Consider the following 10,620-nt stretch of genomic DNA (forward strand, 5'->3'; position numbering starts at 1 on the left):
CACTGGAAGGTGAGCGCGGTGCCCCGCCCGCTTCCGTACCGGGGCCCCGCCCCTCCCCCACACCCACTTTTCGTTTCGCCGGTGGACAACGGCGTCCACCCAGCTAGGAGTCTCCACCGTGGCCATTTCGGTCTTCGACCTGTTCTCGATCGGCATCGGGCCGTCCAGCTCCCACACCGTGGGCCCGATGCGGGCGGCGCGGATGTTCGCGCGCCGGCTGAAGAACGAGGGCCTGCTCGCGCCGACCGCCTCGATACGCGCCGAGCTGTACGGCTCCCTCGGCGCGACCGGCCACGGCCACGGCACGCCGAAGGCGGTCCTCCTCGGTCTGGAGGGCGAGTCCCCCCGGACCGTCGACGTCGAGTCCGCCGACGCCCGGGTCGAGCAGATCCGCTCCACCGGCCGCATCAGCCTGCTGGGCGCGCACGAGATCCCCTTCGACGCGGACGCGCACCTCGTCCTGCACCGCCGCAAGGCGCTCCCGTACCACGCCAACGGCATGTCGATCCACGCGTACGACGAGACAGGCGCGCTGCTGCTGGAGAAGACGTATTACTCGGTGGGTGGCGGGTTCGTCGTCGACGAGGACGCCGTCGGCGCCGACCGGATCATCCCCGACGACACCGTCCTCGCCCACCCCTTCCGCACCGGCGACGAGCTGCTCCGCCTGGCCCGGGAGACCGGACTCTCCATCTCTTCACTGATGCTGGAGAACGAGAAGGAGTGGCGCACCGAGGAGGAGATCCGTACCGGTCTGCTGGAGATCTGGCGGGTCATGCAGGCGTGCGTCGGCCGGGGCATGTCCCGCGAGGGAATCCTCCCCGGCGGCCTCAGGGTCCGCCGCCGCGCCGCCAACACCGCGCGCCAGCTGCGCGCCGAGGGCGACCCGCAGGCCCACGCGATGGAGTGGATCACCCTCTACGCGATGGCGGTCAACGAGGAGAACGCCGCCGGCGGCCGGGTCGTGACGGCCCCCACCAACGGCGCGGCGGGAATCATCCCGGCGGTGCTGCACTACTACATGAACTTCGCGGCCGGCGGCGCCACCCCGGAGGAGAAGGACGACAGCGTCGTCCGCTTCCTCCTCGCGGCGGGCGCGATCGGCATGCTCTTCAAGGAGAACGCCTCGATCTCCGGCGCCGAGGTCGGCTGCCAGGGCGAGGTCGGCTCCGCCTGCTCGATGGCCGCCGGCGCGCTCGCCGAGGTCCTCGGCGGCTCCCCCGAGAAGGTCGAGAACGCCGCCGAGATCGGCATGGAACACAACCTCGGCCTCACCTGCGACCCGGTCGGCGGCCTCGTCCAGATCCCCTGCATCGAGCGGAACGGCATGGCGGCGGTCAAGGCCGTCACCGCCGCGAAGATGGCCCTGCGCGGCGACGGCACCCACAAGGTCTCCCTGGACAAGGTCATCAAGACGATGAAGGAGACCGGCGCGGACATGTCGGTGAAGTACAAGGAGACCGCGCGCGGCGGGCTCGCGGTGAACATCATCGAGTGCTGAGGCTCTGGGCCCTGACCAGCGTTTTCGTCCCACTGGGCGCTGGTCGGGACGTCCTTCGCCCGCACAGGGGGAAGGTCTCCGGGAAGCTTCTGGCAGAGCCCTGCCGATCGGCGTCCGCGCGGTGGACGCCTCGCCCCCTTCCTCGACACAGCCGGCGCGCACGGCTCTCCGCGGCACCGCGAGCGAGCGCCCGCTCCTCGGCCCTTAAGGTCGTCCCGAACCACACGGGCACGTCGGGAACCGAACGGGAGAACACGATGGCTACGGACGACGCCGACGGCATCTACGGCAAGCTGCTGTCCCTGCTGGACGAGCGCGGGGCCGCGTACCGGGTGATCGAGCACGCCCCGGAGGGCAACTCCGAGGCGGTCAGCCTGCTCCGCGGCCACCCCCTCGGCCGAGCCGCCAAGTGCATCGTCACGATGGTGAAGGTCGGCAAGAAGGAGAAGCACTTCGTCCTGGTGGTCGTGCCCGGGGACAAGCGGGTCGACCTGGCGGCGGTGAAAGCGCTCTACGGCGGGAGTTACGCCTCCTTCGCCTCGGCCGACATCGCGGAGGAGCTGGCCAAGTCCCCGAGCGGCACGATCCTCCCCTTCTCCTTCGACGACCGGCTGGAACTGATCGTGGACCCCGCGCTGCTGGTCCACCCGGAGATGTATTTCAACGCCGGCCGCCTCGACCGCTCGCTCGCCCTCTCCACGGCGGACTTCCGGTCCGTCGCCGAGCCCCGGGTGGAGCCGGTCTCGGCGGACTGACGGGAGAGCCGGCGGGTGTCGGCCGGACGCGCGAAGACGCACCCCACGGGCCCCCTGTCGTGGCGACTTCGCACGGGGGGTCCGGCCCACGGAGTGACAGCCCGCGGATCGGCACCCGGTTCCCCGGTCCCGTGATCAACTTCGGTGGGAGGACGCGTACACGGACCGATGCGCGGTGGCGGTCCCGAGCGCGTGCCCACGCCACGACACTCTCTCGCCGAAGGAAGAACACCCCATGGACAGACGTGCACTGATGCTGGCGACCGGCGGACTCCTGGGTGGCGTCGGCACCGCCCAGGTGGTGGCGGGGTCGTCGGCCGTGGCCGCCGGAGCGGACGCCACGGCCGGCCCACTCTTCGACGTACGACTCTACGGGGCGGTCGGAGACGGCGTCGCCGATGACACTCCGGCCTTCCGCCGGGCACTGGCCGACGCCCGGGCGGTGCCGGGAGGCGGGGCGACGCTGTTGGTGCCGGCGGGCAGCTACCCACTCGGGGAGTCGTTGCTGCTCGGTCCTGGGATGAGCGTGCGCGCGTACGGAGCCCGGTTGTTCCGGACCGGCAACACCTCGGCCCTGGTCAAGAACTGGACGACCGGCATGCCCGCGGTCGGCGGGTACGCGGGAGCCGGGAACATATCCGTCTTCGGCGGCACCTGGGACATGCGTGGCAGCACGTTCACCTCGACATGCCCGGCCTTCGTCTTCACTCACGCCGACGGCCTCACCATGCGTGACGCTTCCGTCCTCGGCGTTCCCGAAGCGCACGCCGTCGAGATCAACGCGATGCGTCGGGTCAGGATCATCGACTGCCTCTTCGACGGCGTGTACGTGGCTCCCGGTACGCCCACCGTGCCGAATCGGCACGAGGCGGTGCAGATCACCGGTGCCACCAACGCGAACAACCTGCCGGCACCCGACTACGACGGTACTTCCTGCGAGGACGTGCTGATTTCCGGCTGCACCGTGCGCAACTCCTTCGCCGCCCTTGCCCCCTACGACGCCCTGTGCGGCGATCACTACGTCGCTTCGTCCGACGCCCCCCGCCCTCTGCACCGAAATATCCGCATTCTGGGGAACCGGGTGGAGGGCAGCGGCGCGTACGGCATTCGCGCCACCGATTGGCAGCAGTCGGTGATCTCCGGGAACACGATCGACTCTGCGGCGGTCAACGGCATCTACGTCACTTCCGGTTCCGGTAACCCCCTGCAGGACATCGCGGTGACTGGCAACACCGTCCGCGGCACCGGGTCGGGTGGCGCGATCGTGGTGTCCAACAGTGGCACGGGCCGGAACAGTTCGGTGGTCGTCAGCGACAACATCGTCCGTGGTGTGGCCGGCGAGACGGGTATCTACATCGGCCAGAGCGACGGCGCTTCGGTCACCGGCAACATCATCGCCACGACCCGCCACCCGGCCGGCGGCAACGCCCAGGGAATCCAGCTCCAGGGCTCCCCGAACGCATTGGTCACCGGCAACCACGTGTCGGACGTCGAGGGTGACGGCATCGGCATCGACAGCGCCTCGACCGGGGTACTGGTCGCCCAGAACACCGTGCTGAACGCCGCACGCAACGGCATCGCCATCTCCTCCTCCGACATCGCGGTGCGGGACAACCGGGTCACCGGGGCAGGCACCTCAGGTCTGGCGGGGACCTACGCCATCCGCATCGGCGGCAACGCGGTGAACGTGTCCTGCCAGGGCAACGTGTCCCGACCGGGTGGGGCAACGGGCGCCGAGGCGGGCATCGGCGTGATGGCGGGCAGCCAGGCTGCCTGGATCACCGGCAACGACATGCGCGGCTGGGGCACTGCGGCGGTCCTCGACCTGGCCTCCGGGACCGTGGCATCCAACAATCCCGGCTGAGGCGGCGGAGTTTTCCGGGGCCGGGCGGAGCGTCGCACCCCGCCCGGCCTTCGCCCGAGCCCGGCCCCGCCCTGATCAGGCGTTCATGAACTGGTCCACCCGCAGCGCCCGGTCGACGATGCGGACGTCGCCGAGGGTGCCGTGGAAGACCTGGCTGACGTTCCCGGCCCACTGGTAGCCGCCGACCAGGAACGGCTTGTGCAGCGAGGCCAGGCCGACCGCCTTCGAGGTGGGGTTGCGGCCCTCCTCGCAGCCGTTCACGTAGAGCTTGCTGACCTTGCCGTCGTTGACGACGGCGACGTGCCACCACTCCTGCTGCTGGAGCAGGTGGCTCCACGCGGTGGTCGCTCCGGCCATGTTGAGCGGGTAGGCGTTCCACTGGATCTCCAGGGAACCGCTGAGCCCCAGCGTCATGACCGGCTCGTCGGCGGTCGATCCGGGGCCGTTCTTCCCGGCCTCCGCGGCGGTCCCGGCGCGGCTGAGCATCGAGGACCAGCCGTTGCGGCCGCCGTTCCAGTCGGCGGGCACCTTGAAGAAGAGCTCGATGGTGTAGCCGTGCGGGAAGGTCTCCGCGTTGACCGGGGCCTTGTCGACGGTACGGAGGTAGGCGCCGGCCACCGGGTTGCCCTGGCCGGCGAAGACGAGGCCGCCGTGTCCTGGCTGGTCGGGGTGGTGGTCGCCGGTCCAGGTCAGCGCGTTCGCGGCGGCGCCCGGGACCTGCTGGAGGACGAGGTCGTTGCCGTGGCCCGACTGGTCCTGGACGACCGTACCGGCCGGCAGGTTGCCGCCCTCGGCGCCGGAGCCGTCGAACCGCCAGTACGCGAGGGTGCCGGGAACCAGCATCCGCCGGGCGGCGCGGGGGCCGCGCTCCGCGACCGGGGCGAAGCCGGCGAAGCGCTCGTCGAAGTCGATGTCCATGGAGAAGTAGTCGACCGGGGAGGTCAGTTCGATCTCCTTGGCGGCGGCGGCGTTCAGCTCGTCCTCGGCCGCGCGTTCCCGCATCCACGGGGAGAACGTCGCGATGTCGATCGTGCCCCGGTTGAGGTCGAAGCGGTACGACCGGAGCATGCCGGAACCGCCGTAGTAGCGGTCCTGGTAGTTGGTGATGTGCAGGTGCACGTCGTTGCCGGCGCTGTTCTTCTTCACGGTGGAGCCGGGCGGCCAGTAGTGGCCGTTCAGGGTGAGGAAGATCTGGTCGTTGTCCTTGATCAGCCCGTCCCACATCTGCTGCCCGTACGCCGAGAGTTCGGCGGAGCCGTCGTCGTACGAGCCGACGATCTCGTGGGTCGTCACGATCACCGGGAGGGTCGGGTTCTCCTTGATGACGGCGTTGGCCCAGGCGAACCCGGCGGCCGACATGCGCCAGTCGAGGGAGAGCACCATCCAACGTCGCCCGCCCGCACGGAAGATGTGGCTGGTGTTGTAGCCGTCGGCGCTGGAGGAGTGGTAGGCGGGCGACTTCCTGGCCCGCGCCGGGCCGAACGTGTCCAGGTACGGGGTCCGGCCCCGCTGGTCGTCCCCGCCGACGTCGTGGTTGCCCGCCAGCACGCCGTACGCGGCGCCCGCGTCGTCGAGCATGTCGAAGACCTCGGTCACGGCGGCGTACTCCTCGGCGTGGCCGTTGTTGGTCACGTCGCCGAGGTGGGCGAGGAAGACGATGTTCTCGTCGTTGCCGCCGGCCCGCCCGGCCGGGTCGAGGACGTAACGGAAGGACGCCTCCATCGGGGCCGGGTGGATCCGGTCGATGTCGAACATGTACTGGGTGTCGGGCATCACGACGAAGGTGAACCGCGGGTTCTCCGCGTCCGGGCTCCATGTGCCGCGCCTGCCGCGGCCGGTCTTCTTGTCGCCGGAGTGCGCGTCGGAAAGCGCGTCGGAGTGCGTGTCGGAGCGTTCGTCGGACGCGCCCGAGGCGAAGGCCGGCGTCGCGCCGAGCAGCCCGGTCGCCGTCGCGGCGGCCCCCGCGCCGAGGACACCGGCGCCCCGCAGGAAGGTGCGCCGGCTCCTGGCGGCGAGCCCTTCCCCGTCGAGGTCCGCGGTGCGCGGACAGCCGCAGTCGGCCGAATGCGTGGCCGCTTCCGTCAGCAGGCTCCGCTCCGGGGCGTCGGCGCTGTCGTCAGGGGTGGTGTGCATGCGTGCTCCCAGCGAAAAGAAGTGGATGCTCGCACGCTAGGAAGGCCACCGGGGCGGGCGGATGTCTCACCGGCGACCGTTCGCCCAACACTCCGACAACTCCGCGACCTCCCTGACCTGGGAGGGAGCCTCTCCCTACAACTCCACCTCGGCCCAGATGATCTTCGCGTCGTGGGTGTAGCGGGTGCCCCAGCGGGAGGCGAGCTGGGACATGATGAAGAGGCCTCGGCCGCCCTCGTCGCCGGCCCGGGCGTGCCGCAGATGGGGGGCGACGAGACTGGAGTCGCGGACCTCACAGGTGAGGGTGTGGGTACGGACCAGCCGCAGGGACAGCGGCGGGGTGCCGTAGCGCACGGCGTTGGTGACCAGCTCGCTGACGATGAGCTCGACCGCGTACAGCGCGTCCTTGGGGACCCTCCATTCGGCCAGGTGGGCGCGGGTCGCGGTGCGGGCTTTCGCCGGGGCACCCGCGTCGTCGTCGAGCAGGACCGTGACCGCCCGGGCCGCGCTGACCTCCATGGGGCGGGCGAGGAGCAGCACCGCGCCCTCCGGGTGGGCGACGGGCGGGTAGTTGTACATGATGGCGTCGGCGATCTCCCGGAGATCCCGGTCGGGCGGCGCGAGCACCTCGTCGACCGGGCGCAGGCCCGGGCGTTCGCGCAGGTTGCTGCTGCCGCTGTGCATGACCAGGAGGCTGCCCGGGGCCAGTTCGATCTCGGCGGTGGCGAAGGGGGCGCCCTCGGTCGCGGAGAGCGGCGGCCCCTCGGGCAGGTCGAACGGGAGCGGAGTGCCGTCCGGGCGGACGATGTAGGGGATCGGCGCCCCCGCCCTGGCCACCGTCCAGAGCCGGGTGAACGGGTCGTACTCCCCGTAGAGGCAGGTCGCCCTGAGGGGCCGGTGGCGCAGGGCGTCACCGACGGGGAGCGCCGCCCGCTCCTCGGCGAGCTGGACGGCGATGTCGTTGACCCGGGAGAACAGTTCTTCGGGTGAGAGGTCGAGGGCGGCGAGCGTGCGCACGGCGGTACGGAGTTGGCCCATGGTCGTCGCGGTCTGCACGCCTTGGCCGTCGACCCGGCCGACGACGAGGGCGGTCCGCGCGCCGGAGAGGGAGATGGTGTCGAACCAGCTGCCGCTGTTGCGTCCGGGCAGATAGACGTGGGCGGTGTCGACGGCGATCGGGGAGGCGGGGCCCGAGGGCAGCAGGCGTCGCTGGACGGTGGAGGCGACGCTGTGGTCGCGTTCGTAGCGCCGCGCGTTGTCGACGCTCAGCGCGGTGTGCGCGGCGAGCGTCACCCCGAAGGCGAGGTCGCTCTCGTCGTACGGCTCGCTCCCGGCGCACCGGTAGAAGCTGACGACGCCGAGCGCGGTGCCGCGCAACGCCAGGGGCGCCACGATCAGCGAGTGCGACCCGAACTCCGCGATGGACCTGGCCCGGTCGGGGTCGGTCTCGTACCAGGGCAGGTCGGGGGTGAGCTGCACCAGGCGGGGGTTGAGGTCGCCGAGCGAGAGGGAGTACGGGGTCGGGTGCGGCATCTCCCGTACGTCGCCCACCGGGTGGGCGGCCCCGTCCGCGCCGAGGGGGCCCCGGAACGCGATGCGGCGCAGCGGGGTGCCCCGGGCGGGCGGGCCGGTGAGGGCGTCGGCGCCGCGCAGGACGTCGTCCACGATCTCGACGACGGCGATGTCGGCGAACCCGGGGACCAGAGTCATGACCAGTTCCTCGCAGGTGGCGGCGAGGTCGAGGGACTGGCCTACGCGTTCGCGTACGGCGTCGAGGGCCGCGGCGCGGGCGGAGTTGCGTTCCTGGGCGGTGATGTCCGCGGCCAGCACGAGCAGTGCCGCCGGTCCCGGGTCCGAGGTGTCCGGCAGTGCGGCGGTGTCCGTGTCGGCGGCCAGCGGATGGAAGGCGACGGCGAAGGTGCGGTCGGTGCCGGCCGGGTCGGTGCGGTACGCCCTGGCGACGCCGACGGGGCCCTCGCTCCGGTCGGTCGCCGACGGGACGGACGAGGGGCGCTCCGGGGTGCCGGGTTCGAGGGCGCGCACCGCAGCGTCGGGGTCTTCGAGCCGGAACACCTCGGTCAGGAGCTGTCCCACCACCGGGTCAGGTGCCTCGCCGAAGGTCAGCGCGCCGGCCCGGACGATGCGCAGGTCCCGGTCGACCACGTAGGTGCGGATGACGGGGGCGGTCACGAGGGCGTGCAGCAGGGCGGGGGGTGCCGGGTCCGGGGGGACCGCAGACGGCAGGTCGTCGTCCGGCACTGCTCCACCACCGCCCTTCGAACACGACTTCGCCTCACCCCACTTTGGGACGCCCCACCAGCTCGCGCCATCGGGGGACGTACGGACGGAGGACGGGCGGCGACGGGCTGCGGGCGGGTGCCGGACCGGCCGCGGGAGGACGCCGGAGGGCAGCAGCCCCAAGGCTTCCGGCCGCGGGACGTCGGATTCGGGGGAGCGGGCCGGCGGTTTCGGGACCTCGGCCGAAGGACGCACGGCAAAGCTCCCCGAGCCGGTGGATAAACCCGTCGTACAAACGCCGAGACACCACGGAGTGGACTACGACGGTCATCAACCGCTCATAAAGTCACCAGTGTTCGGCGGCACCATACAATTTCGGTCACGGGCGACTTCCCTCAGCCGCTCGCCCGGGGTTGACTGGGTGTCACGCATGGTGACGCGACGGTTCGAAGTCCGGTTCCGCCCGGCCACCGAATACACCCGTTCGGCGGCCTCGACACGACAGGGAAGGAGAGGAAGGGACCACCACAACCCGCAGGGTGAAGCCTTGGCCAACGAAAACGGGTTCCGGAACGCTCGACTCCGTCGGCTCCCCACGACTTCGCGCTCCGTGTGCACCACGACCGCTCACCGAACCCACCCTCCATCCACATCGTCTTGACGAGGGGTACCAATGAGCCAGATCGCGTTACCGGCGTTTCATATGCCGTTCTCCAGCGCCGGCTGCAATCCGGGTCTGGAGAAAACCAAGGAGGCTGCCTGGAAATGGGCTGACTACCACGGCGTGGAACTCTCCCCGACGGCCCGGAAGAAAATGATCAGAACCCGGCCGGAGCTGTGGATCTCCCTCATCTTCCCGTCCGCTTCCCAGCAGCACCTCGACCTCTTCTGCCAATGGCTCTTCTGGGCTTTTCTGGTGGACGACGAATTCGACGACGGGCCCGCCGGACGCGACCCGCGGATGTGCGGGAGCGCGATCAACCGCCTCGTGGAGGTTCTCGACGGGGCCACACCCCACTCCGCCATGGAACTGACCCTGGAGGAGTTGCGGAACCGCACGTACCGCGAGCGATCGGCCGCCTGGGTACGACAGTTCCGTCGGGACACCGTGGCCTGGCTCTGGACCTACTACGCCGAGGCGGTCGAGCGCGCCGCCGGACAGGTTCCGTCCCGGGCCGAGTTCGCGAAACACCGGCGGGATTCCGTGGCGATGCAGCCTTTTCTCGATCTCCACGAGATCACGGCCGGCATCGATCTCACGGACGCGGCCCGGAGCCTTCCCGCGTACATCGCGCTCCGGGACGCGGTGACCGATCATTCGGGTCTCTGCAACGACATCTGTTCCTTCGAGAAGGAGGCGGCCATGGGCTACGAACACAACGCCGTCCGCCTCATCCAGCGCGACCGCGGCTGCACGCTCCAGGAGGCGGTCGACGAGGCCGCCGTCCAGCTCGCCCGGATAACGGAACGGGTTCGGCGCGCGGAAAGGGACCTGACCGAGGAAATGGACGCGGCCGGAATAGAGGGCGCGGAACGAGTCGCCCTCGAACGGTGCGTACGGGACTACCGCGGCCTCGTGCGGGGCGACTTCGACTACCACGCGCGGGCCGAGCGCTACACCAGGCCGGACCTGGTGGAGCCCGAGGAACGGAGCGAGCTCTCCCGGTTCTTCGCGGCGTGAACGACCACGCCCGGCCCCGGAACCGGGCGCCCGGATCGTCCGGGGGTTCCTGAGGAGAGGCCCTCCCGAGGGCCCGTCAGGCGCATGAGGCGCCCACGGCATGCGGCTTCCGGACTTTCGGCGGCGGAACCCCGGAAGCCGCATCCGGCGACGGCCCTGGGGAGCACCCCACCACCACTTGACGAACGGATGACCGAGACCGCACCCGTTCGAGTGAATTCCCGTGCGAGACTGTGCCCTCCGGCACCAAGGGGTCGGCTGTTTCCTGTGGGTTGCCCCGTATCGCGGAGGCGTCGTACCGACCACGCCCCAGGTTGAACCCCGACCGACGGATCGCCGTTCTCTCTCTCATCATCCTCGGGGAATCACACGTGAGATCAAAGCGAAGAATATGGGCCACGGCTGCCGTCGCGACGGCAGCCGTGGCGGGTGTCCTCGTGTTCCAGGG

6 protein-coding genes are annotated in these 10,620 nt (G+C 70.6%); 4 read left to right on the forward strand and 2 right to left on the reverse strand.

The genetic code is table 11. From position 1 onward, the window contains the following. Window positions 1-118 precede the first annotated feature (118 nt). From ACFWEP_RS24925 to ACFWEP_RS24935, 3 genes are all read left to right on the forward strand, one after another. Window positions 119-1,501, forward strand: a complete 1,383-nt coding sequence (locus ACFWEP_RS24925) for an L-serine ammonia-lyase (RefSeq protein WP_387373036.1) — start codon at window positions 119-121, stop codon at window positions 1,499-1,501. A 257-nt stretch (window positions 1,502-1,758) separates the two neighbouring features. Continuing rightward, window positions 1,759-2,256, forward strand: a complete 498-nt coding sequence (locus ACFWEP_RS24930) for a YbaK/EbsC family protein (protein WP_387373038.1) — start codon at window positions 1,759-1,761, stop codon at window positions 2,254-2,256. A gap of 235 nt (window positions 2,257-2,491) precedes the next feature. After that, the gene (locus tag ACFWEP_RS24935) at window positions 2,492-4,120 is read left to right on the forward strand and encodes a right-handed parallel beta-helix repeat-containing protein (protein ID WP_387373040.1); all 1,629 of its coding nucleotides are present in this window, start codon (window positions 2,492-2,494) and stop codon (window positions 4,118-4,120) included. A gap of 75 nt (window positions 4,121-4,195) precedes the next feature. Here the strand turns inward: ACFWEP_RS24935 and ACFWEP_RS24940 are convergent, their stop codons facing one another. After that, window positions 4,196-6,253 carry a LamG-like jellyroll fold domain-containing protein gene (locus tag ACFWEP_RS24940; protein ID WP_387373042.1) on the reverse strand — a complete coding sequence of 686 codons (2,058 nt, stop codon included), beginning with the start codon at window positions 6,251-6,253 and terminating at the stop codon, window positions 4,196-4,198. Between the two features lie 135 nt (window positions 6,254-6,388). Further along, complete coding sequence (locus ACFWEP_RS24945) at window positions 6,389-8,512, reverse strand: SpoIIE family protein phosphatase (protein WP_387373044.1); 2,124 nt, start codon at window positions 8,510-8,512, stop codon at window positions 6,389-6,391. Between the two features lie 652 nt (window positions 8,513-9,164). Between ACFWEP_RS24945 and ACFWEP_RS24950 the strand changes: the two genes are divergently transcribed. Next, complete coding sequence (locus ACFWEP_RS24950; protein WP_387373046.1) at window positions 9,165-10,172, forward strand: terpene synthase family protein; 1,008 nt, start codon at window positions 9,165-9,167, stop codon at window positions 10,170-10,172. Window positions 10,173-10,620 lie beyond the last annotated feature (448 nt).

Origin of the sequence: Streptomyces sp. NPDC060198 (genome assembly GCF_042728415.1) — a bacterium.
GTDB lineage: Bacteria > Actinomycetota > Actinomycetes > Streptomycetales > Streptomycetaceae > Streptomyces.